This window comes from Symmachiella dynata (genome assembly GCF_007747995.1).
In the GTDB taxonomy this organism is placed as follows: domain Bacteria; phylum Planctomycetota; class Planctomycetia; order Planctomycetales; family Planctomycetaceae; genus Symmachiella; species Symmachiella dynata.
The window spans coordinates 2,491,956-2,514,516 of record NZ_CP036276.1 but is presented as its reverse complement, the minus strand read 5'-3'; the positions used below and the strand labels follow the sequence as shown (position 1 = coordinate 2,514,516).

At 55.6% G+C, this 22,561-nt stretch carries 18 protein-coding genes; 6 read left to right on the top strand and 12 right to left on the bottom strand.

The features are described from left to right. Positions 1 to 22: 22 nt before the first annotated feature. Positions 23 to 805, top strand: a complete 783-nt coding sequence (locus Mal52_RS09670) for an SDR family NAD(P)-dependent oxidoreductase (RefSeq protein ID WP_145375712.1) — start codon at positions 23 to 25, stop codon at positions 803 to 805. Between the two features lie 143 nt (positions 806 to 948). Here Mal52_RS09670 and Mal52_RS09665 read toward each other — a convergent pair whose 3' ends face one another. Then, positions 949 to 2,187: a serine hydroxymethyltransferase gene (locus Mal52_RS09665; RefSeq protein ID WP_145375710.1), complete on the bottom strand. Its 1,239-nt coding sequence runs from the start codon at positions 2,185 to 2,187 to the stop codon at positions 949 to 951. Positions 2,188 to 2,481: 294 nt separating this feature from the next. Between Mal52_RS09665 and Mal52_RS09660 the strand changes: the two genes are divergently transcribed. The 4 genes from Mal52_RS09660 to Mal52_RS09645 all read left to right on the top strand — a co-directional run bounded on the left by Mal52_RS09660 (position 2,482) and on the right by Mal52_RS09645 (position 6,296). After that, positions 2,482 to 2,751: a hypothetical protein gene (locus tag Mal52_RS09660; protein WP_145375708.1), complete on the top strand. Its 270-nt coding sequence runs from the start codon at positions 2,482 to 2,484 to the stop codon at positions 2,749 to 2,751. Between the two features lie 168 nt (positions 2,752 to 2,919). Continuing rightward, a complete protein-coding gene (locus Mal52_RS09655; protein WP_145375706.1) occupies positions 2,920 to 4,149 on the top strand; it encodes a tetratricopeptide repeat protein in 1,230 nt (409 codons plus the stop codon). A gap of 480 nt (positions 4,150 to 4,629) precedes the next feature. Beyond that, the gene (locus Mal52_RS09650; RefSeq protein ID WP_145375705.1) at positions 4,630 to 4,926 is read left to right on the top strand and encodes a hypothetical protein; all 297 of its coding nucleotides are present in this window, start codon (positions 4,630 to 4,632) and stop codon (positions 4,924 to 4,926) included. Between the two features lie 131 nt (positions 4,927 to 5,057). Then, positions 5,058 to 6,296 carry an outer membrane protein assembly factor BamB family protein gene (locus Mal52_RS09645; RefSeq protein ID WP_145375703.1) on the top strand — a complete coding sequence of 413 codons (1,239 nt, stop codon included), beginning with the start codon at positions 5,058 to 5,060 and terminating at the stop codon, positions 6,294 to 6,296. 974 nt (positions 6,297 to 7,270) lie between these two features. On the opposite strand, the gene Mal52_RS09640 is transcribed toward Mal52_RS09645, so the two are convergent. The 3 genes from Mal52_RS09640 to Mal52_RS09630 all read right to left on the bottom strand — a co-directional run bounded on the left by Mal52_RS09640 (position 7,271) and on the right by Mal52_RS09630 (position 11,115). Further along, on the bottom strand, positions 7,271 to 7,660 hold the full coding sequence (locus Mal52_RS09640) for a VOC family protein (protein ID WP_145375700.1): 390 nt from the start codon (positions 7,658 to 7,660) through the stop codon (positions 7,271 to 7,273). 346 nt (positions 7,661 to 8,006) lie between these two features. Continuing rightward, positions 8,007 to 9,284 carry a DUF1501 domain-containing protein gene (locus tag Mal52_RS09635; protein ID WP_197534781.1) on the bottom strand — a complete coding sequence of 426 codons (1,278 nt, stop codon included), beginning with the start codon at positions 9,282 to 9,284 and terminating at the stop codon, positions 8,007 to 8,009. A 103-nt stretch (positions 9,285 to 9,387) separates the two neighbouring features. Then, positions 9,388 to 11,115 (bottom strand): DUF1549 domain-containing protein, encoded by a 1,728-nt coding sequence (locus tag Mal52_RS09630; RefSeq protein ID WP_145375698.1) that lies wholly within the window; start codon positions 11,113 to 11,115, stop codon positions 9,388 to 9,390. Between the two features lie 233 nt (positions 11,116 to 11,348). Here Mal52_RS09630 and Mal52_RS09625 point away from each other — a divergent pair, with 233 nt between their 5' ends. Then, positions 11,349 to 12,479 carry an SGNH/GDSL hydrolase family protein gene (locus tag Mal52_RS09625; protein WP_145375696.1) on the top strand — a complete coding sequence of 377 codons (1,131 nt, stop codon included), beginning with the start codon at positions 11,349 to 11,351 and terminating at the stop codon, positions 12,477 to 12,479. 169 nt (positions 12,480 to 12,648) lie between these two features. Here the strand turns inward: Mal52_RS09625 and Mal52_RS09620 are convergent, their stop codons facing one another. From Mal52_RS09620 to Mal52_RS09585, 8 genes are all read right to left on the bottom strand, one after another. Next, complete coding sequence (locus Mal52_RS09620) at positions 12,649 to 14,652, bottom strand: transglutaminase TgpA family protein (protein WP_145375694.1); 2,004 nt, start codon at positions 14,650 to 14,652, stop codon at positions 12,649 to 12,651. After that, complete coding sequence (locus tag Mal52_RS09615; protein WP_145375692.1) at positions 14,649 to 15,881, bottom strand: DUF58 domain-containing protein; 1,233 nt, start codon at positions 15,879 to 15,881, stop codon at positions 14,649 to 14,651. The genes Mal52_RS09620 and Mal52_RS09615 overlap by 4 nt, the downstream gene beginning before the upstream one ends. After that, positions 15,878 to 16,828, bottom strand: coding sequence for an AAA family ATPase (locus Mal52_RS09610; protein WP_145375690.1), 951 nt, complete (start codon positions 16,826 to 16,828; stop codon positions 15,878 to 15,880). Before Mal52_RS09610 ends, Mal52_RS09615 begins: the two co-directional genes overlap by 4 nt. Before the next feature lie 338 nt (positions 16,829 to 17,166). After that, positions 17,167 to 17,445: a MoaD/ThiS family protein gene (locus tag Mal52_RS09605; protein WP_197534780.1), complete on the bottom strand. Its 279-nt coding sequence runs from the start codon at positions 17,443 to 17,445 to the stop codon at positions 17,167 to 17,169. Then, entirely contained in the window at positions 17,442 to 18,182 is a 741-nt protein-coding gene (locus Mal52_RS09600) for an ABC transporter ATP-binding protein (RefSeq protein ID WP_145375687.1), read from the bottom strand. Before Mal52_RS09600 ends, Mal52_RS09605 begins: the two co-directional genes overlap by 4 nt. A 145-nt stretch (positions 18,183 to 18,327) precedes the next feature. Then, positions 18,328 to 19,230, bottom strand: a complete 903-nt coding sequence (locus Mal52_RS09595; protein WP_231962580.1) for an ABC transporter permease — start codon at positions 19,228 to 19,230, stop codon at positions 18,328 to 18,330. After that, a complete protein-coding gene (locus Mal52_RS09590) occupies positions 19,227 to 20,864 on the bottom strand; it encodes an extracellular solute-binding protein (protein ID WP_197534779.1) in 1,638 nt (545 codons plus the stop codon). The genes Mal52_RS09595 and Mal52_RS09590 overlap by 4 nt, the downstream gene beginning before the upstream one ends. A 253-nt stretch (positions 20,865 to 21,117) precedes the next feature. Beyond that, positions 21,118 to 22,542, bottom strand: coding sequence for a sulfatase family protein (locus Mal52_RS09585; protein WP_145375683.1), 1,425 nt, complete (start codon positions 22,540 to 22,542; stop codon positions 21,118 to 21,120). Between the last annotated feature and the right edge of the window lie 19 nt (positions 22,543 to 22,561).

Below are 22,561 nucleotides of genomic sequence, written 5' to 3'. Positions count from 1 at the left end.
AATAACTTGGTTGGAGAACATTATGAAGTTTGACGGAAAAGCGGCGCTTGTGACGGGGGCGTCTTTGGGGATTGGGCGGGCGGCGGCGATTGAGCTGGCGCAGCATGGCGCTAATGTGGCCGTGAATTACCGCAGCAGCGAAGCGGAAGCGCAAGAGGTTGCTGACGAAATTGAAAGCCTGGGTCGCAAGGCGTTACTCCTGAAAGCTGACGTCGCCGATCAAGCGGCAGTGGAAGGGATGGTGGCGAAAACGGTGGAGGCGTTCGGCAGTTTGGATCTGTTCGTCTCCAACGCCGCCTACAGCGACCGGCAATCGATGATCGATGCCGACATGGCGGGATTTCACCGCACGATCGATGTGACGATGTGGGGTGCCTTTTATGGCGTGCGTGCATCGGCCATGCAGATGATCAAACAGGGTGGCGGCGGCTCGATCGTGGTTGTCAGTTCGCCGCATGCGGCTTTGGCGATTCCCGATTCCATGGCCTACAACATGGCCAAGGCGGCCATCGATCACATGATGCGGACAGCTGCGATTGAATTAGTCGGCCATCGAATTCGCGTGAATGCCATCTACCCCGGCTGGATTGATACTCCCGGTGAGCGCAAATTCTTTACCGAGGAACAACTCGAAGCGGGTGGCAAAGCGCTGCCGTGGGGCCGTTTGGGGCGTCCCGAAGAAATCGCCAAGGGAATCGCCTTCATGCTGAGCGACGATGCCGAATACATGACCGGCAGCATCATGTCGATGGAAGGGGGCGTGATGTTGCCGTGGTGGTCGAATCGCGCGGATGGGGAAATGTAGTGGTTCGGTTGTGATGGGTGGCGGATGGGCGGGGTTGGTATGCGGCGCGACCCCCCGGCAAAGCCGGGGGGTGGGAGAAAATTATTCGCCGCAACCATCCATCAGCCCCCGGCTTTGCCGGGGGGTCGCGTGTACGTGGTGCGCTAAATCCCCGGCACGGGGAAATCGCTGGCGAATGATTGGATTTCGCCGCGGACTTTGGCGATCACCGCTTCGTCTTCAGGGGCTTTGAGGACTTCCAGAATCCAGCTGCCGACTTTTTTCATATCGTCTTCCTGCATCCCCCGTGTGGTGAGGGCAGCTGTGCCGATACGGATACCGCTGGGATCGAGCGGTTTGCGTTTGTCGAAAGGGATCATATTTTTGTTCACGGTGATCCCCGCGCGATCCAGCGATTTTTCGGCAATTTTTCCGGTCAGTCCAATGGCGGTCACGTCGGCCATCATCAGATGGTTATCCGTCCCCCCCGATGCCAACGAGATGCCACCGGCCATTAAGACTTCGGCCAGGACTTTGGCGTTGGCAACGATTTGTTGCGCATAGGTCTTAAATTCCGGCTGCGAGGCTTCGAGGAAACAGACCGCTTTGCCGGCGACGATATGCACCAACGGCCCACCTTGAATGCCTGGAAAGATCGTGCGGTCAATGTCTTTGGCGTTCGCTTCTTTAGTGAGAATAAATCCCGACCGCGGACCGCGGAGCGTTTTGTGCGAGGTGGAGGTGACGTAGTCGGCAACCTCGACCGGGTTGTTGTGCACTCCGCCGGCAACCAGTCCGGAATAGTGCGCCATATCCACCATCAACAATGCGCCGACTTCACGGGCAATTTCCGCGAATTTGGGGTGATCGACTTCCCGCGGGTAGGCGCTGGCCCCGGCAATGATCAATTTGGGTTTGTGTTCACGGGCCAAGGTGGCCACTTGATCGAAATCGATCCGGTGATCCGATTCCCGCACGCCATAGTGGACGGGGTTATAAAGTTGGCCTGAGAAATTCAGGTGCATACCGTGCGTGAGGTGTCCGCCGTGCGCCAAGTCCATGGCGAGGTACGTATCCCCCGGTTTGAGCACGGTGAGATAGACCGCCATGTTGGCCTGCGAGCCGGAGTGCGGTTGGACGTTGGCGTGTTCGGCACCAAAGAGCTTGCAGACGCGGTCGCGGGCGAGGTCCTCGATGACATCGGCGTATTCGCAACCGCCGTAGTAGCGACGACCGGGGTAGCCTTCGGCGTATTTGTTCGTCAGTACGGTTCCGGCTGCTTCCATAACGGCGGCCGAGGTGTAGTTTTCTGAGGCGATCAATTCCAATCCATCCCGCTGCCGCGTTTGTTCGTCTTGGACAGCTTGATAGATTTCGGGATCAGTGGTTTGTAGTGCGGACATCGAAAAAAGCTCCGTGGTAAAAAAACGACGAACGCCGTACGGGGCGTGAATGGCAGGGACCAAGCGTTGATTTTTAGCGAGCGAGCGCTAATCGTAGCTACGTACAGGCTGGTTTTCTACCCGTCGGGGCCGGTTTGTGGACGCAACCGGCACGCTGATTGGCAGGCGGTGCCGAACGGGGCGAAAAAACCTGTTGATCCGGCCTCTTGGGGCTGTTTTGAGTGCTAAGCTTACAATGGTCCGGCCCGCGCTGCCGGTCGGTTTCTTGACGGCATTTTAGAAGGTGAATGACGAATGACGCAGCCTAGCGTGGCAGAATTGCAGGCGAATCTGCAGGAATTGGCGGCAAATATGCGAATGATGTCGCTCAATGCCGACGAAGAAGCGGCCCGCTGCAACGCTGCGCTAGCATCGATACATCCGGAAAATGTAACCCCTGTGGCATTTGCGGAATTGAAAAACGTGACACGGGACCTGAGTGCGATCTACGTCACGTCGCTGGTAAATTTGGCCGACAATCTCGAAGATTTGGCCGCCAGCATCGGTTGGGAGGCCCAGGAGTAGGAAGACGCGAATTTAGGCTGTAGACTTTTGACGCGAGGCTGTAGACTTGAGTCCTTAAGCGGTCGGGTTGACCGGTGACCGCCTGCCGAGTCTCCAACAGCCGTTCGGTGCTCGAACACGATTACTTCCTCAAGCCTACGGTCTAAAGCCTAAAGCCTATTTCCTCCCATGTCCGAGAACTCCGCTGATCTCACGCCCACTCCCCCCGCGCACGATGGCGTTTTGGCCGAGGAACGGCTGTCGTTCACAGGCACGTTGGCCTCGATGACGCACCAGCAGGCGCATGAGCTGACGGAGAAAAACGGCGGCGTCGCCACCGCCAGCGTGAGCCGATTGACGACCATGTTGGTCATTGGTGAAGAGGGTTGGCCGCTGGAAGAAAACGGCAGCCCTTCGCTCAAACTGCAACAGGTATCGGAATGGCAGCACGAAGGGGCTGCGATCCGGATTGTGCAGGAATCAGACTGGTTGGAGATGTTGGGGCTGGATCGTCGCGACGACGAAGTGCATCGTCAATATACGCCGGCGATGCTCAGCCAATTGCTGGACGTGCCGGTCGGGGTGATTCGCAGTTGGGAACGGGCGGGATTGATTCGTCCGGTTCGCCGCGTTTTCCGTTTACCGTATTTCAATTTCCAAGAAGTGGCCGGCGCGCGACGGTTGGCCGAGATGATCGCCGACGGGGTTTCTAAAGCTGAGATCCAAGCGGGGCTGGCGAAACTCAAACACATTCTGCCCGACATCGATCAACCGCTGCTGCAACTGGAACTCTTAGCCCGCGACAAACATGTCGCTTATCGCGACCACGGCGGATTGGTCGAAACGGTCAGTGGGCAACGGTTGTTGGATTTCGATGTTCCGGAGACGTCGACCGCTAAACAAGAACCGACCACGGCAGAAGATGCCCCGCGGAATGTCCAGACGCATTGGACGGCAGACGACTGGTTCGAGGCGGCTTGCCGGCATTTGGAAGATCAGCAGTTGAACGAAGCGGTCGAAGCGTTTCGACTGTGTTTGATCGACGATCCGCATCGCCCGGATGCGAATTTTCAATTGGCCGAGGTGCTTTACCGGTTGGGACGGATTGACGGGGCGTTGGAACGGTATCACGTTGCCGTCGAGCTGGACCACAATTATCTAGAAGCCTGGACACAACTGGGCTGTTTGCATGCCGAACGTGGGGAACCGCAAGCTGCGCTGGAGGCATTCGATGTCGCCTTGGATGTGCATGCGGAATATCCCGATGCGCACTTGCACAAGGCGGAGATCCTGCAACAGCTGGGCCGGATTGAGGAAGCGATCGAACATTGGCAGACGTATCTCAAATTCGACACGCGCGGCCCGTGGGCGGATAATGCGCGGCGGCGACTGGAAGCCGCAGGCGTGCCGGTTGAGTGATCGGTGGTATTGAGATGTGGTGTTTGTCGACTTTGTGTGGTTGCGCTGGTATAGCATAGGGTTGAGGCAATCCCCATCTTTGATGACGCAACTAGCAGCAACGGATGTCGTCTATAATCATGAGACTTGCTCGTTTAGGTGCGTTTGAACTGCAGCTTCTACTGCCTACTGCCCACCGATTGCTGCTATCCTTTTGGGATTCAAGATAGTGAATCGTTGGTGACATTTTTTAATGAGATGACGCGAATCTTGATTGAATTCGGGTCGCCGAGCATGAGAACGGTATACCTGATCAAAAAGACAGTTGTTGATTTGCTTGGCGACCGTTATCTTTTGCGTCACCGTGGTACTGATGATTGATAAGCCACGGTGGTCGTCATGGATGCAAATTGCCTCGCGGTAAGTTGCAACGGAGTTTTTTCCGGAGACGATCACGGAGTTCACCGAGCAGGAATGCTCTCAGACAAAAGGTGCTCAAGGATGAGCTACTTGAAACTCTACAATCCCGACGCAGAAAATTCAGGCGGCAACAGTGAGCCGCGGATTCTGAAATTCGAAACATGCGTCCATCAAATTCGCAGCCCATTTCAATTCGACGTGCTGTCGCGGGCCAGCGTGATCTACAAAAATAAGAACTGCCGCCATTGCGGAGCCCCGGCGGTCACTCCCGTCGAGAGCGAAGACATCATGCTCAGCCGCGGCGGACTGCCGATTCCCGGTTCGGGCACATTGGTCGGTTTTCGTTGCGAGAGTTGCAGCAAACAATGGCCGGCCTGATTCACGCGTCGGCAATCGCCCAAGAATAAAATACGGCGTTTCACTTGCGGATTGAAATCGGTAGCATACGTGGAGACTTCCGCACGGTCGCGGAGGTCCATCCATTACGCACTTGCGCCGAGGAATTCCGCATGCCGCTGATCTTGCGCCGATTGTTTCTGTTCGCATTCACTCTGGGATTGTGCTGGCAAACCGCCGTTGCTGGAGATTGGCCGCAGATTCTCGGCCCGACGCGAAACGGCATCGCCCAGGATGAAAAACTGGCTGACAGCTGGCCCGCTAACGGTCCGCAGGTCGTCTGGAAACAAAAAATCGGCAGCGGCTTGGCCGGACCGGTGGTCGCCGACGGGCGCGTCGTATTGTTTCAGCGGATCGGTGACAACGATGTCGTCCAGGCCTACGATGCTCAAACCGGCAAACCGGGGTGGAAGAATCAGTTCCCGACCACGTTTCGCCCCTCGATCAATCCCGATGATGGTCCGCGGAGTATTCCGCTGATCCACAAGGACCGCGTGTATCTGTTCGGCGCTGCGGGCGATTTGCGATGTGTGTCGTTTGCCGATGGCCAAGAAATCTGGGTACGGCACACGCACAAGGAATTCGGTGCGCGGGAAGGTTACTTCGGAGCGGGCAGCTCACCGATTGTTGTGGATGGCAAATTGCTGTTGAACGTGGGTGGATTTCGCGGACCGGCGGTTGTGGCGTTTTCGTTGGACAAGGGAAAAACACTGTGGGAGGCTGTCAAAGATACGGCGAGCTATTCCTCCCCGGTGGTCGCAACGCTCAACGGCAAACAGCAGGTGATCTTCATCACCCGCATGAATCTGGTTTCGCTCGATCCGGCCGATGGGTCGGTGCAATTCGAAATCCCCTTCGGCCGCCGCGGCCCGACGGTGAACGGGGCCAATCCGTTGGTGATCGGCAATCGGGTGTTTGCGACGTCGCACTACGGGGTGGGCGGCTTGATGGTGGAAGTGGGCGACGCCGCTCCCAAAACGATTTGGGAAAACGACGAAGCTCTCTCCAGCCATTACCCAACGCCAATTTATTACGACGGAAACCTGTACGGCATCCACGGCCAAGAACGAGCCAGTCCGCTGCACCTGCGGTGCGTCGACGCTAAGACCGGCGGCGTGTTGTGGTCGGAAGACAATTTCGGCATCGGCACGTTCATCATGGCGGACGGGAAACTGCTGATCACCAAACTGGACGGCGAAATCGTACTGGTTCAACCCTCGCCCAAAAAATACACCGAACTGTCCCGCGCGCAAATCGGCCAATCGACGGCCCGCGCACTGCCGGCGCTGGCGGATGGGAAGTTGTATTTGCGGGATGAACAGTTTTTGTATTGTGTGGATGTGGGGCGGTAACGGGGGAGTTCGCACAAGAATCACCAGATATACCTAAGGCTAAAATTGTCCATCCAAATGCTCGACGATCCACGTGGTCAAACGGAAAGCCAATGGTTAGATGTACTCGATTATCTAGCGGCTCGGTTCGAGGCGGCAACATCATCAAAGTTGCATGTTGGGAGATATTGGTGTGATGATGCCCCCGGTGATCAGTCGGCATCAATCACAGCCCGCATTCGATCACGCAGTCCACTCCCAGGAGTTGAATCTGACTACTGGGAAGCAGCGCTTTGTTACACAGGTAGGAAAAAAGGTGGATATGCAAATATTTATGCATTTCCATTCTTAAGAGAGTCGCCCGTAACTCGACGAGGCCGGTTGGCGGACGGTTTGCCAAATGATGAGGTTGACGAGTTTCGTTTGTGGCAATTCGATGATAATGAATTCGCTGACCGTGGATGGTGCTATCCTGATGGGAACGGCGAATGGTCGTGGATCCACAAGCCAGGAGACGAGTATCGGCAAAATCTTGATGTTCAAACCGCAGCTGATTGTTATGAATTCGAATCGCCGATAATCGTTCGTGTGAAAAGAAGACTAGGAGTTGACTTCTTAGGCTTAGGGAATGCGGCTGCTCGATATTCACTTGTTCACGTCAACCGAAGTCGAGAACAAACGAACTTGGTTCCATGGAACACTCGTCCGCCAAGGCCAAACTCAAAAGACGTAGTGACAGCAAAGATTCCTCCGGAGCCAACGGATAGCATCGAATTGAATCTTCGAAATTTTCGGATTCGTGGTAGCTGGATTCCAGGACGGTATCACGTAGCCTTACGAATTCAGGGTGGCCAAGACTCTGACGGTTGGACCTATTGGTCTGAAATATCTAGTCCGTTTAGGCTCATCATCGAGTGAGGAAGACCGTAAATCACCGTAGGTCTACAATGTTTCGGCGATACATCGATGCCCGCCACGGACAATTGAACTTGCCATTACTCCTCGGCACTGAGCACCAAACGATTGCCGTATGGATCGTGCAGCCAACATTCCTGGTTCCCCCAGGGCATGGCCTGCAGGGGCGTAACGTCCGCTTGCATTGCTAATAATTGTTCGTGAAGTGCGTGGATGTTTTCCACAAACAAATAGCAATTGCACGGCGACGATAACGTCGCATCACCTGAGACGATTTTTGCCAAATGGAGCTGCGCGCTGTTGTTATCAAGCAGCGCATAATTCCAGGACTCGCCGGTTTCATCGGCAGCGTCACGGTTGATAAAGCCCGCTTTGAATCCGAGTGCGCGTTGGTACCAGTCGATGGCATCTTTGACGTTGGCGACGGCGATGACCGGGGCAACTTGTTGGATGTTGGCGGCGAATGACATCGTGGCCCTCTTTGCTTTGTCACAATCGGTCCGCCCCCATAGCTGCGGGTGAAACCGGCTCTGCGATTGTGAGTCGACGTCCTACCTAGAAAGGTACGCGGCGACGCATCCTGCAAAAGAAAGGCCTCGCGCAGAGACGCCAAGACGCAAAGAGTTATATTTCAAAAAGCAAAGTGATGCGTAACGCGGATCGGTTGGAATCTGGCACTTCTGATTTGTTATCGCGGGGTTTCGCTAGTTTCCTCTTTTTCTGCTTTGCGGCTCTGCGCCTTTGCGCGAGTCCTTTATTTAGAGGCTCAACTACCTTCCTACCTAGAAAGATGCGTCACGACGCACCCTACCTTGGCTACCCGATCAGTTCGGCGATTGGTTTGCCGCCGTTGGCGATTTTCATGGGGCGTTTGCGTTTCGTCGTGTAGACGATGTCCAGCGGGATGCCGAGGGCTTGGGAGACGGTGGCCCAGAGGTCGCCGGGGAGGTAGCTTTTGCCTTCGATGCCGATGCCGTCTTTGTCTGTGGCGCCGACGGTGATGCCGCCGGTTAAACCGCCGCCGCCGATGACGGCTGACCAACTGGCGGCCCAGTGGTCGCGGCCCACGTTTTGATTGATTCGCGGCGTACGACCGAATTCGCCCATGCAGACGATCACCGTATGCTCCAGCAGGCCGCGATCGGCCAAGTCAGCCGTCAGCGCCGCTAGGCCTTGATCGAGTGCGGGGAGACGTTGGTCGCGGAGGGCGTCGAAGACCCCCATGTGCAGGTCCCAGCCGCCGGAATTGACTTCGACGAATGGCACGCCCGATTCGACGAGTCGGCGGGCGAGCAGACAGCCGCGGCCGAAACCGTCGTTGCCGTACGCTTCGCGGATTTGTTCGGGTTCGTCATTGACCTTAAAAGCGGCCAGTTGCTGGGTGGTCATCAGGCTGACGGCTTTGTGGTAGACGTCGGCGTGATCTTGCGGTAATCCGCCGCGGCCGGATTTGATGAAATTGGATTCGACCACGTTGAGCATCGACAGCCGGTTATTCAGTCGTGACTTCGCCCAGCCCCCGCCGCCGGCGTTGCGGATGTTGCCGGAGCTGTCGACATTGAAGGCGGCGTTGGCCATGCCGAGAAATCCCGGTCCTTCGCTACCGCCGCCAATGGAGATGAAAGCGGGGATTTCAAGGTTGGGGCGTTGTTCGCCCAATTCCTTACTGACGACCGAGCCGAACGTGGGGTGCACGACGGTCGGATTGGGGACGTAGGCGGTGTGCATGTAGTAACGGCCGCGGCCATGGTCCGCTTCGCGGGTGCTCATTGAGCGGATGAGCGAAAGGTGTTTCATCTGCTGCGCGGTTTTGGGCAGTGCTTCGGAGATTTGCATGTCGCCGGTAGTGGCGATGGGAGACAACTCGCCGCCGTTTTTGCTACCCGGTTTGAGGTCCCACATGTCGATCGTGGGGGGACCCCCGCCGAGCCACAACAGGATGCATGACTTTTGGTTTTTCTTGATATCAGCAGCGTGCGCGTTGAGGTTGTTGATGAATTGCAGCGCGGGGAGCGTCATTGCCCCGGTCGAAAGGTGACGCATGAAATGCCGTCGCGACATGCCGCGGGGGATATTCGATTCGGAGCGTGCCATGGATATTCACCAATGAGAGTTGTGTGGATGTTTGATTGTGTTTGCTTGAAAATCGAGGGCACTGGCGGGCAAGCCGTCAGTGGCACCATTTTTGTGGGCGGTGTTAGTGGACCAAAATGAATTCGTTTGAGTTGAGCAGTGCCCAAAACAAGTCTTGATAGCCGGTCAGTCGGTCGCTGGAACGGTTGATCAGTTGTTGGGCGGCTTTTTGTTCTTTACCCAGCGGGCGGCGACCGAGTGCGGTCAAATACAACGTGGTGATCTTCTTAGAATCGTTATCGGAATTGGCTAGGACGGAGTGGAGAAAACTCCCCTCTTTTGCCGATACCGCATTTTCGATGAGTTCGCCGTTCATCATCATCAGGGCTTGTGGAATCGAACCATTGAACGATGTCGCTTCCTCGTTTTCGTCGGTACCGAATGTCCGTACGAATTGTTGCAGCCATTTTTGCCGTCGCTGTTTCGATTTCTCGAATTCGGTTTGCCCCGACTGGTGGGCGTTTGTGGCAACCAGTAGCGAATCGAACAACTGTTCGGCATTCATCTGTTTCATATAAACGTGGCTGAACAGCGGCATTTCACCGATGGCGGGGTCATCGATTTTATTTTGGGGACCAAATTTGCTGGAGAGGTTGTAAGCCTCGGTGTTGCAGATCCAACGCATCAGTTCGCGAACGTCGAAATTGTGTTTGGTGAATTCAACAGCCAGAAGTTCCAGAACACGGGGATGGCTGGCCGGTTGATGCGGGCCCATGTCGTCGACCGGGCGCGTGAAGCCAAAGCCGAGGAAATGCCCCCAGAGACGATTCGCCAAGGCATCGGCAATCATCGGCCGGGCCCCGGAACTTTCTAGCGACGATTCATCGACGGTGGTGACCAACTTGGCCAAGACTTCGCGACGATTGGTGTCCGCACCGGGATCGACTGTTTTGCCTTGGTACTTGGGATAGGCGACTTGCATCAGGCCGCTACGTTTCTCGAAATAGACGGGTCCTTCGACGTTACCCCGATTGACCAACTCGGAATAATCGTCGACCATCCGGCCGGTGTCGGGATCAAGTTTGCGGTGATCGATGCGACGGGCTTGGCGGAAGAAGCTGTTGAATTCCCAAAACTGGTCCTGTTTCCACTTGTTGAATGGATGATTGTGGCATTGTGTGCATTGCACCTGAATGCCCAAAAACAGCCGGGTGGTCTTGGCGGTCGCTTGCACCGCTTCGTCGCGGGCCGTCATTTGCGCGAGCAGGAAATTGACCGCACCGTTTTCCTCATAATGCCCTTCGGCGGAGATGATGTCGCGGACGACTTCGTTCCAGGGCCGATTCTCTGAAAATGCTTGTCGGTAGAAGGATTCCATTCCGGTCCGGCTGGTGCGGCGCGGTGTCTGGCGGCCAATGCTGAGGTTGGTCCAGATCGTTGTCCAATTGTCGACGAAATCAGAGCTATCGATCAACTGGTCGATCATTGCCGCGCGTTTGTTTTTGTCGCGATCGGCTAAAAACGATTTGGTTTGTTCCAGCGTGGGAATGTGGCCGACCAGATCGAGATGCACACGGCGGATCCATTCCGCGTCGTCCGCCTCGGACGAAGGCCGAATTTCGTTGTCGGTCCAGGATTGGCGGATCAGCGTGTCGACTTCAGCGGCAATGCGAGCGGTCTCACCGGTGGCGCCGGTTGTGTAGGGTTTCTTGCTCGTGGTGCGGCTGCGCAACTTTGTAGAAGTTGGCGTATCGCCCTGCTCCTGCGATTTATCGCGATCAGCCGCCGGGAGAGCTGCAGCGGTCGCAATGAGCACGCAGAATGAAAATGCTAAGCCGCGACGGCATAACATGCGGTTCGCTGATCGAAGGCAGTTCAGGATCACGAATCGTCTCACCTTATTCAAGGGTTGCTTGAGATCGCAAACAGAGAGTTCTGTTGTTTTATTGTAAGGGATGCGAGAGGCGAAAAACAGAGGAATTCGCGCCAGAGCTGACGCCCGGCCACATTCGTTTCCCCCCGTGCCTCCCGACGTTACAGTATACCACAGCAATCTACCGTTTTTTTTCAGGAGCTCCTCGACAAATGCCCCCCATTTCGAAACTGCGATATGTCAGCTTTACCATTTTATTGGCCCTGGTGACTTCGCCAGCAGCCGCTGCGGAGACGTTTGAGCCTACGCCGGTTGAGACGGATTCCAACGGCGTACGGTGGTTCGACGCGCGTGTGTTTGGCATCGAGGGTCAGGGATGGACGGAGACCAAATCGCCGTTTGACCGGCTACCGGCGAAGGCGGAAGGGGTGGTGCGGCCTGCCGTTTGGAATCTGAGTCGAAATTCTGCCGGACTGTGCGTGCGGTTCAAAACCAATGCCAGCACGCTCAACGCGCGGTGGGAGCTGACGTCACGATTGGCGATGCCGCACATGGCGGCCACTGGTGTCAGCGGGTTAGACCTGTACGTCAAAACCGACGATGGCCAGTGGCGATGGGCGGCGACGGGGATGCCCAAAGCGAAAAAGAACAGTGTCACGTTAATCACAGGAATTCCTGAGAAAGAGCGAGAATACCTGCTCTACTTTCCGCTGTACAACAGCGTCACCAAGGTGGAGTTGGGATTTCCAGCCGGGAGCACGGTCGCCAAGGCCCAGCCTTGGTCGCGCAAACCGATTGTCTTTTACGGCACGTCCATCACCCACGGCGCTTGTGCCTCACGACCGGGGATGGTGCACACGGCGATTCTTGGACGGCGACTGGGGTATCCGGTGATCAATCTTGGGTTCTCTGGAAATGGGACGATGGATCCTGAAATCGGCGAACTGATGGCGGAGCTGGATGCCGCGGTCTATGTCATCGACTGTTTGCCGAATATGCAGTCCAAACAAATTGAGCAGCGAATCGAACCGTTGGTAAAACAACTGCGGGCCGCTCGTCCGGAGACACCGATTCTGCTTGTCGAAGACCGTACTTATGCGAACGCGTTTCTCTATCCCGCAAAACAAGCACGGCATGTCGCAAGTCGCCGCGCGCTGCGAGAAGGCTATGAGCGATTGACTTCCGCAGGGATCAACGGTTTGCACTATTTGCCGGGCGAGCATTTGTTGGGGGCGGACGGCGACGACACGGTCGATAGTTCGCACCCGACCGACTTGGGTTTCTTTCGCCAAGCCAATGCGTTTGAGGAAGTGCTACGGCCGTTGTTGTCAGAAAAACAGTAGCCGAGAGTATCCATCGTTCCGACCTATTAATTGGGCTGGGTGCCACTGGCGGCTTGCCCGCCAGTGCTGTGTCAGGTTGGGTGTTGCGTGTCCAGGGACGTCGGTTCACGTGCGCACTGGCGGACTAGCCGCCAGTGGCACCCTCGTCCCTTAATTTGGCGATGGGGCGTTACGAGGTGGAGGGCTTCAGGCCGTTCTCGAGGTGTTTGAGGGATTCGGGAGTGTTGTCTCCACCGTAACGAACGTCGGCGTAGCGGCGGTACCACAGGGCGGCGGCCTCTAAGTTCTGATCGGTGGCGTTGCGAGCGACGCGGTCGGAGAATTGGTGCAACGTTTCCCCCGCGCCGCGCTGCAGTTTGTGTTTGCGCATGCGGGCGTCCATTTTTTGGAGCAACCGTTGGAGCTTATCGACGCGCGGGTCGGGGATTTTCCGACGGCGACTGGTCGGGGTTCTTCGGCGATAGCTGCGATACAAGACATAGACGAACAGACAGAGCAAGGTCACCAGAAACGCCCGTGATTGAAATAAGGCACGCAGGGCGATGCGGATATAGCCTTGTTGAAGTTGAATTCGCAGCGACAGAAACCCCTCGCGGAGATAATCAAGAAACTGTTTGGGCAGAGGAGCCGGGTTGGCTTCCGGAGTGCCGTCTGGCGGTGTCGCTTCGACGATCACCCATCCATGTTGATCGTCATAGGCTTCGACCCAGGCATGTGCGTGCCGGTTTCGGGCGACCCAAAACCCGCCGACGACATTCTTTTCAGAAACCACAAATCCGGTCACATACCGGCAAGGAACCCCCAGGTATCGCAACAAAATGACGGTGCCCGAAGCAAAGTATTCACAATGCGCGTCCGGCTTTTCCAGTAAGAAATAGCTGAGCGGCTCAACACCGGCCGGGATGGTGATGCCCACTTGGTATTTGTAGTTGGTTAAGAAATAAGATTTGACCGCGGCGATTTTTTCTGATGTCGTCTGATAGTCCCCGCCGATTTGTTTTGCCAAGATGCCGACCCGCGGATCAAATTGATTGGGGATGCGTGTGAGGCGCGTACGATCGGACGGCGAGAGCCGGATCAAAGGATTCTGCTGGGGCGTCGCCACGTGATAGGGAATGCCCTGTAACAAATCCGGCGAATGGAACACATCGTCTGCATTTCGGGAGACTTGTGAAATGGGAGCCTGCAAGAGGGCCGTGCCCAGCGGCGAAAAGACTGCTGGCGTCTGAGATGCAGCGGGCCACACCTCGTATTGCATCCATTCCTCTGATCCTGCTCCGGGGGTTAGAAACGACTCATATTCTCCGGGAGGTGTTGAAAGACCCGCTGGCAGCGACGACACTCGCGGAACATCGCTTTGTCCACGATTCGCCACCCATGCAGGATTGCGATAGTGATCAAATGCCGCGCCGCGGAAATAACCGGGTGACTCCTCCGCATAGACCCTGAGCGCAATTCGTGCATCATTGTTCGATTTTGTTGCCGCGACGCTCCCCAGATGAGAATTCCCTGAAAAGCCAGCCGTTGTCGGGGGATCGTCCGGAATTAAGTAGCGCGCTATCAGATCATCAAATTCACGTTCGTGTTGCCGCAGCGCCGCCGATGCGCCCCATCCCCCACCCAGCGCCAGTCCCAATGTCAATAACATCAAGACCGCTCGACTCCACCGAGGCGTGCCGGGTGGCTGGTCGCGGAAGCGTCGACTTGCGGAAACGAACAGTGTTGCTAACGCCAAAAATACGAGAACCGCAGCTTGGAAATACGGCATCTGCCTGTAGTCGGGCTGGACATCTCCGAGAAACACCAGCGTAGCGATTCCCCAGGCGGGCATGCTCAACGGCAGACGATCCTCTTCACGGCGAATATAGAACTGCGCCGTTTGCACCACGATAAAAAACTGTGCGATCGCATACGCCAGCGGAGTTCGAATGAACGATTCCGAGGGATTGAAGTCATACGGCGCGATGAAATTCTTGGCGACAAATGACAGGAACAGCGCCACGGTGATCCAAAACCCCGGTCGGCGGCTGATGGAGACCCGCTGCTTGACGAACAACCCGGAAAACGTGATCAACGCAATACAGACTGGGAACACGTACGTCCCAGAAAAATAGCCCAGCACGGTCACTTGGACCGCGATGCTCAGAAATCCTAATAGGCGTTGGACGCTCACAGTATTTCCAAGCCTCCCTTTTGGATTTGCTCCACGGAGTATTGCGAAACATCACCTTCCGCGGCATGCAACGGAACGGTGGTTTCGCCATCGCGGGCAATGATGACTTTGAGGCTGCTTCCTGCTTCGACAATTTGGCGGGCCAACTGCTGTCGCGACTCGTCCCAATCAAGGAACACGCAGATCGTGGCGGAAATGTTTCCGAGTTCTTCCGACACAGCGGGGGAGATTGTATCGAATGGATTATTGCGACAAGCATCGACGCACGCCAGAATTTCCAGCACGTTGTCAAAGTGCGCCGTATGACGCCCGGCGCGAAACACATACAGTTCCGGCCCAGCGGCGAAAATATCGATGATGTATTCTCCGTGCGACAATGCGCCTGCAACAGAGGCGGCTAGACTCACGGCGGCTTCGAGCTGTAAAAATCCCTCACGCGTTGGCTTTTGTCCGGCGGGTATGTAGGTATCGAGGATCAGCGCGATGCGGCAGTAGTATTCTTCGTGAAATTCGCGAACGACCGGTTTGCCCAACCGCGCCCAGGAGCGAAAATCGAGTCGCCGAATCGGTTCGCCCGAGACGTATTCGCGATTGCCAATGTACTCAGGGGATTCGCCGATGTTGGATGTCAGCGCAATACCGCCGGGTTGATAACGATGCCCCACTGGAACATCGATCCCGGCCACCGGGTGATAGCTGGGGAGGACCAACAAGGAGGAAAGTGGTTTGTGTGCTTTGCCGCTGCGAAAAATCCCAAAGGGAAAAAGCGTATAGGCCCGGACATCGGGCAACTCATAAAACCCGCGGCGATAAGCGTGCAAGGTGACCGGCAACGTGGCAGTCCCTTTGCTGGGCAGCGTAGCAAGGGGAACGTCGCGCTGGGTTTGACGCAGGGACTGCGGCAAATGAAAGACTCCCAGTGCGATGTCAAAAATCGGCCAGCGAGAACGATTGGTTACTTGGAACTGACCGGTGACAGGATTTCCGGCGGTCGTTTTTTCGGGAAACCGGCCTTGGATTGTCACGCGGGGGCTCATGATGATGCCACAAATCCACGCCACAACCAACAGCCCGACGAGGCCGCAAAAGACTTGGTAGATCGGGACCATGACCGAGATCGATCCCATACCGGCGAGCACCGAAACATACAGCAAGTACCGTGCGGATTGCGTGACCTTAAATTGCCAAGCTTCAAACACCCACGCCGGCACGATCAATGGGTCTTTCATGTGGGAACTCGCACATGTTTGAGGATCTCGGCAACGATTTCTTTTTTGTTATCACTGCCGTATTTGGCTTTGGAGGTCAATATCAGTCGATGCGGCAGGACGTGCAGAGCGAGTTTTTGCACGTCGTCGGGCAAGACATAATCGCGTCCTGCGGAAAAGGCGGCTGCCTGCGACGCGCGAAATAACATCAACGATCCACGGGGACTGACTCCCAGCTTTAAGCGACTGTCGCTGCGCGATTGGTGAATGATATCGACGATATAACGTGCGACCGATTTGTCGACGCGAATCTGTTTGACCGCCGACTGCAGTTGCAGGACGTCTTCGTGCGACAGCACCGACTCCAAATTTTCGAGCGGATGCTGTTCCGCTTGCGAGAACAAGATATCGACTTCGGCCTGTGCATCGGGATATCCCAGATCGAGTTGTACGAGAAACCGGTCCAATTGCGCTTCGGGAAGCGGATAGGTGCCGTGATAGTCGACGGGGTTTTGTGTGGCCAGAACAAAAAACGGTGCCGGCAATTCATGCTGCACCCCTTCGATCGTGGCCTGCGATTCGCTCATCGCCTCCAACAAGGCCGATTGCGTTCGCGGCGACGCGCGGTTGATTTCATCGGCCAACAGCACGTTACAAAAGACAGGCCCTTTTCGAAACGTGAACGTGCCATCGACCGGGTTATAGATCGACGAGCCGAGAATATCGTTGGGCAGCAGGTCGGGTGTGAATTGCACTCGTTGAAACGCAACGTCGATCGATTTGGCCAGCGATTTGGCCAGCGTGGTTTTCCCCACACCCGGCACATCCTCCATGAGCACCGAACCGCCACTCAGCAGGGCGATCACCAAGATATCCAGGACTTCGCTCTTGCCCTGAATGACAGTGGAAAGATTTTGATGCAGGGACTGGACCTTGGCGGACAGATCCGAACTCGTTTCCGTACTCATGCGTTTCCTCAACAGCAGGTGCAGTGGATTGAACGATCCGGACTACGTAGCACAGCTTCTTGGCACAACCTTAAAAAAAGTTGAACCACGAAAGACGCGAAACACACGAAAAGAATGCAGAGATAACGAACAAGACTTGCAGTGCAGCAGTAGAATTCAAAACAAAAGCTTGGATGAAAAGCGTAAGTCCTTTTTCGTGTCTTTCGTCTTTTTCGTGGTTAATTTTTTCTGTTTATTTTCTTTGTGGTTTGTCTTTTTGAATCAACTGAATACTGTGGCAGGCGCTTTGATTTTGGTCATTAATAATACGGACGCACAATTTGTGCCGGCTTGGGTGGTTAGCCTCCCGATACGGGCGAAAGGATGGTTACCACATCACGATCACGTAGAGTTACGGGGAGATTCCATGCGATTTGATCGTCGCCGACGAACAATAGGATGGAAGAATGCAAATTGCCCTCGCCATCAAGAATCAGTTCCGCCAGTCCGCCTCCATGTGTCTGTGCCACTTGGCGGACGACATCCTGCGCGGTCGCTGCATCAGCGACGTCCAAACTTTCCGACGCGATACCGGCCGCCTTTTTCACTTGAGCCGCATATTCAACGGTGACGTTCACGATTCAGACTCCGAAATCGATTGTCGGGAGACGGGACTGCGCGACGTGTCGTCGGCGGGTGAAGGCATGACCGGAATCGAAATATCGGTCGCAGCTTTTGTCGTATCCAAAACGCGGCCAGCTTGAAGTTTTAAGACATTGTCCGCCAAACGCTGCGCCTCACCTGAATGATGCGTGACATGCAACGTCGTCACGCCGGCGCTGGCTTTGACCGACTCCAACACCTTGTACATCTCTTTCCGGGTCGACTCGTCCAGCGCACTGAGCGGTTCATCCAAACAGAGCACCGTGGGATGAAACGCCAAGGCCCGCCCCAGGGACACACGCTGCGCTTCGCCACCGCTGAGGCCGTGCGGCTTCCGGTCCAATAAATGCTCCACCCCCAACATCTGCGCCAATTCATCGACCCGTTGGTTAATGGCCGCTTTTTTCCAGTGACGAATTCGCAAAGCAAACGCCAGATTGTCACGGACCGACATCGACATGAACAAGGCAGCATCTTGAGGAACATATCCCACGCCGCGGCTTCCTGGTTTGAGCTCGGTCACGTCTCGGCCGCCCAGGTCGATCCGACCGCTGCGGATGGATCGTAAACCGCAGATGGCTTCGAGGATCGTCGATTTTCCGGAGCCGGTTTTTCCCATAAGCACGGCGTAGTGTCCCGTCGGCACTTCGAAACTGATGTTCTCGAGCGTGAAATCGCCTTGTCGAATTGAGAGGTCGTTTATTTTGATCACAATCAGCTATTGGTCTATTACGTGAAACACGGGGAATTGTTTGCGCAGTTTTCAGGAATCGGGGAGAAGGTCGAGGACTTTGTCCTCCTTGCCTCCATGATGGGGGAATTCGTGGCGGGACGCAATTGATGTACATCGGCGGGGGTCAGATCGTAAGGTTTTTTGACCCCCACACGCGGGCAATTATCAGCACAATGATGGCAGCGAAAACCATAATCAGCGAAACCGCAACAGCGCCTTCGAGGTTAGCAATGCTGAATTCAAAATAGACCGTTGTGGAGAGAACCTCCGTTTTGTTGCGGGTCGCGCCGGCGAAAATCAGCAGCGGTCCGAACTCTCCCATCGCTCGCGCCCAGGCCAACGTTCCGGCAGTCAGCATGCCTTGCCGGGCCTGCGGGAGCACGACCATGCCGAATGCCTGCGCCCGCGTACAGCCAAGCGTGAGTGCGATGTCTTCCAACCGCGTGTCGATTTGATCGAATGTCGCCCGCATCGTTCGCACGGCAAACGCGGCAGCGACCATGAATTGTGCGAGGATCACCGCAGGGATCTCAAAGACCACCCATTCGGATATTGAACTGAACGGAGCAAACTGAAACAGGATCAACAGACTCAACCCCACCACGAGCGGCGGAAGCACGATGGGAATGTCCAGTAGCGCATCTAAAAAGTTGCGACCGGGAAAGCGGAAATGCGACAACAAATACCCGATCGGCACCGCCACGATTAACGACAACAAGGCGGTGAATAAACACGAGACGAGTGTGAGCTTAATGGAATATTGAATCGGCGGTTGCCGCAACACTTCGAGAATCGGCAACACGGGGCGCAACATGGGGCGCCACGGTTCTAAGGCGGGACTCAATTCGACCGCATCGGCCGAATCGGAGGACACCATGTAACAGACATCTGCCAACAACAAGCCCAATAACAGCAACACGTAGACGCCGCCGATCACCCCCAGCATCGTAAAAAAGGGGGCATCGGATCCAACGCGGTGTTCGTCGACAATGACCGGTGTTGCCGGTGGTGGAGTGGTGGAACTCATTTTGGGGATGATATCGTCGCGGGTGAGTCAAGAAAGTCAGTTCCTTGTGTTCCCGGCAATCGTTCTGCTCCTTCGATGCCGGTCACATCATCCAACCGCCAATGAAATCCCGCCTCTTCGAATTCGTCTTTGGATTGGGAGATGGCTGTGTATAAGCGGCGAGATAGATATTTTTGATCGCTGGAACGGGCAATACTAAAGGGCTGCACCGCCTTGCCGGCGGGCGATTCGATACGGACGACATCGATTTTATCCCCTTCGGCTAAGGTATCGGTCGCGTAGGCCAAAGCGGCATCCAGCGATCCGGTGGCGACTGTGGGGACCAACAATGCGGAGGTGGTGGTCTGTGTGACCACGTTGTCCATCACCCCCTCGTACACGCCCTCTTGTTCGAGCAGTTGCTTGGTCAAGACACCGATGGTGCATTGCTTGGGTTGCCCCACGGAGACCCGCATGCCGGGCTTGGTTAAGTCTTGCAGACTGGTAATATTTTTGGGATTGCCTTTTTGGACAGCAATGACCACTTCGGTGTCGGAGACGTTGACAGCGTCTTGAAACATTTCTTTGACCGTGTCGAGATAATACACGTCGCACGCCATGTACGTGTCGGGAAAACCTTTGCCTTGATCTTGATCGACAATCGTACGCATCTGACCGGTCAGAATCCCGCACCCGTTGTACACCGTGTTCACAACGACCCCTTCGCGTTTTTGAAACGCTTCGAGGACCGGTTCGACGGCGCGGCGATTGACTGATCCACAATAGAACGTCAACTCGGGACGGTCGGCCCAAACATCCCCTTCGACGACCTCCCAACCTCCCTCGGAGAAAACGGGCAGACCTTTATCCCGCGCAGCGACATACCGCGCGAAATGTAAAGCAGCGGTTGGCTGATTTGAACTGGTGAGCACACCCAAGGTGACATCAGAGGCCCCGGGATCTAATTCGGGCACAGCTACGTAATCCAAACCGGGGAATATTTTTGCGGTTGTATCCCAAATCACCCCTGCATCAATGGCGCCCACTTTGACCGCATTGGCGACAGCCGGAACCGTTGGCTCAAATACACCGGTCTCGGTGACACGCGCCTCTAATTTTTCCCAGTGGCCCGAATCGGTTAACAGCTTTTTGGTCATTTTTCCCACCGCTGCCTGCTCGGGATTGCCGAGTGCGGTTTTCACGCCGTCGCGAAACAGGTCGTCGAGACTCTGGATGTTTTTGGGGTTTCCCTTGGCAACGGCAATGACTGGTCGCATGACCGCCAACGGTAACATCTCTTGAACTAGCCCCGTGTCTTGCGCTTGCTTGATGTATAAATCATCAGCGGCGAGGTACAGGTCTCCCTTCTGATGCGCCGTGATCGCGCTGAGCAACGTGTTCGAACCATCGTAGGTGACGCGGACCGGAACGCCGAATTCACGTTCGTAGTCAGCGACAATTTTTTCAATCGGCACGCGCATGCCGGCTGCGCAATACATAAACAACTCGTCACCGCGCTTCGCCTGAACAGCTCCCATGTCGACCAACACCCAGCCCAGCCCCACCAGGACAAGCAACACAATGCCGGCAAATAGATATAAGCTATTCACCGCACCGGACCGGCTCGTTGGGAGATATTCCTTATTGCGACGCATGAGAGACCTCGGAAGCATAAGCAAGTGGTGTGAGACTCTAAGGACGGCCGACTGTTTTTATCGTGACCCCGGAAGTCAGGATCATGACAACGCCCGTTTGGGGGAGTATACCTGTTTCTGAATAGGTGGGAAACCGTTCGTGGAGGATGTTCACGCATCCGGCAAAACCGACTCCACTAGATGCCAGCATAGGCAATCACCAGCAACGATTCAACGGCATCGATTCTCATCAGCATCCCCGTTAACAGTCAGTCTATTGCTGGGTCAATTCCCGCGGCGTTGGATGCGGCTCATGCCCGGCTGCGCGCTGATTTTCCCCCGGATTCCCCTCATCACCAAGGTCCTTGCGCGCGGCCTCTGCCAATCTTTGCAGTTTCTTAACAATGCCGGGGTGCTCGTCAGCGAGGTTTGTGGTTTCACCCAGATCGGTAGCAACATCATAAAGAGCCATCTTGCGCGGTTGTTTTTGACGACGCGGATTGGGCAGTGCTAAGTGCAGTTTCCACTTCCCGCTACGGACCGCTTGAAGTTGACCGCGTTGATAGTAGTAAAACGCCTCGTGCGGAGATGTCGCGCCGTCGTCGCCAACTAAAATGGGCGCAATGTTTTTGCCGTCGATGATGCGATTCTCTGGAGCGGAACCTCCGGAGAGTTTTGCGAATGTTGGCAGCAGGTCCATGGTCGTGCAAAGTTCATCGCTGACCTCCCCAGCGGGAACCGTTCCCGGCTGGCGGACAATGCACGGTACGCGCATGCCCCCTTCCTGGGTTGTGTACCCCCACCCTCCCAACGGTTGATTGCTGCCTTGCGGCGGATTGCGTCGCGGCGCGCCGTTGTCGGAAGTCCAAACGACCATGGTCCGCTCATCGAGACCAAGTTCTTTGAGCGACTTGAGGATCTCTCCAGTCGACCAGTCAATCTCTTCAACAGAATCACCATAAGCACCATTCGCCGATTTTCCAGAAAAGGCTTCACTGGCAAATGGTTCCCGCGTACTACCCGGCATGGCGTGCGGCAAGTAGAGGAAAAAAGGACGATCCCGGTTTTGTTCAATAAACTCCACCGCCGCCTCGGTATAACGTTTGGTGAGTGTATTGCGATCGACGGGGGCTTCGATCACTTTTTCACCCTCCATTAAAGGCAAAGGCGGCCAAGGTTGGCCGGGTCGCTGGGTCATGTCGTCGCTATAGGGGATGCCAAAATAGCGATCAAAGCCTTGTCGTGTCGGTAGGAATTGCGGCTGGTCACCCAAATGCCATTTGCCGATGCACGCTGTGGCATACCCTTGTTGTTTGAGGACTTCGGCAATGGTGATTTCATTGGGATGCAGTCCGCGCTGACCAACAGGCCGCAAGACGATTCCGCCTTTTGCACTTTCGTGAAGATTGACGCGTCGCGGATAACAACCAGTCATCAGACTGGCGCGCGATGGGGTGCAGACTCCGCTCGACACATAGAAACTAGTGAGCTTCAAACCCTCGGCCGCCATGCGATCGATATTGGGCGTGCGATGTTGGGTGGAGCCAAAACAACCGATGTCGCCATAACCCAAATTGTCGCAATAGATGACGATAAAATTGGGTTTGTCTTCCGCGCAAGTCACTGCAGAGTTGCTCGCGAATAGCACGAGGACCGCAAACACAACGACCGTCGCTCTATTTATGAATGCCTGTGACATTGGTCATGGTTCTCCATTG

Bases quoted from the DNA above. Each gene is read 5' to 3' on its own strand.
- Mal52_RS09650 (WP_145375705.1), top strand. From the start codon at position 4,630: ATGAGCTACTTGAAACTCTACAATCCCGACGCAGAAAATTCAGGCGGC.
- Mal52_RS09645 (WP_145375703.1), top strand. From the start codon at position 5,058: ATGCCGCTGATCTTGCGCCGATTGTTTCTGTTCGCATTCACTCTGGGA.
- Mal52_RS09590 (WP_197534779.1), bottom strand. From the start codon at position 20,864: ATGCGTCGCAATAAGGAATATCTCCCAACGAGCCGGTCCGGTGCGGTG.
- Mal52_RS09660 (WP_145375708.1), top strand. From the start codon at position 2,482: ATGACGCAGCCTAGCGTGGCAGAATTGCAGGCGAATCTGCAGGAATTG.
- Mal52_RS09615 (WP_145375692.1), bottom strand. From the start codon at position 15,881: ATGAAAGACCCATTGATCGTGCCGGCGTGGGTGTTTGAAGCTTGGCAA.
- Mal52_RS09670 (WP_145375712.1), top strand. From the start codon at position 23: ATGAAGTTTGACGGAAAAGCGGCGCTTGTGACGGGGGCGTCTTTGGGG.
- Mal52_RS09635 (WP_197534781.1), bottom strand. From the start codon at position 9,284: ATGGCACGCTCCGAATCGAATATCCCCCGCGGCATGTCGCGACGGCAT.
- Mal52_RS09640 (WP_145375700.1), bottom strand. From the start codon at position 7,660: ATGTCATTCGCCGCCAACATCCAACAAGTTGCCCCGGTCATCGCCGTC.
- Mal52_RS09585 (WP_145375683.1), bottom strand. From the start codon at position 22,542: ATGTCACAGGCATTCATAAATAGAGCGACGGTCGTTGTGTTTGCGGTC.
- Mal52_RS09665 (WP_145375710.1), bottom strand. From the start codon at position 2,187: ATGTCCGCACTACAAACCACTGATCCCGAAATCTATCAAGCTGTCCAA.
- Mal52_RS09655 (WP_145375706.1), top strand. From the start codon at position 2,920: ATGTCCGAGAACTCCGCTGATCTCACGCCCACTCCCCCCGCGCACGAT.
- Mal52_RS09630 (WP_145375698.1), bottom strand. From the start codon at position 11,115: ATGTTATGCCGTCGCGGCTTAGCATTTTCATTCTGCGTGCTCATTGCG.
- Mal52_RS09625 (WP_145375696.1), top strand. From the start codon at position 11,349: ATGCCCCCCATTTCGAAACTGCGATATGTCAGCTTTACCATTTTATTG.
- Mal52_RS09610 (WP_145375690.1), bottom strand. From the start codon at position 16,828: ATGAGTACGGAAACGAGTTCGGATCTGTCCGCCAAGGTCCAGTCCCTG.
- Mal52_RS09595 (WP_231962580.1), bottom strand. From the start codon at position 19,230: ATGAGTTCCACCACTCCACCACCGGCAACACCGGTCATTGTCGACGAA.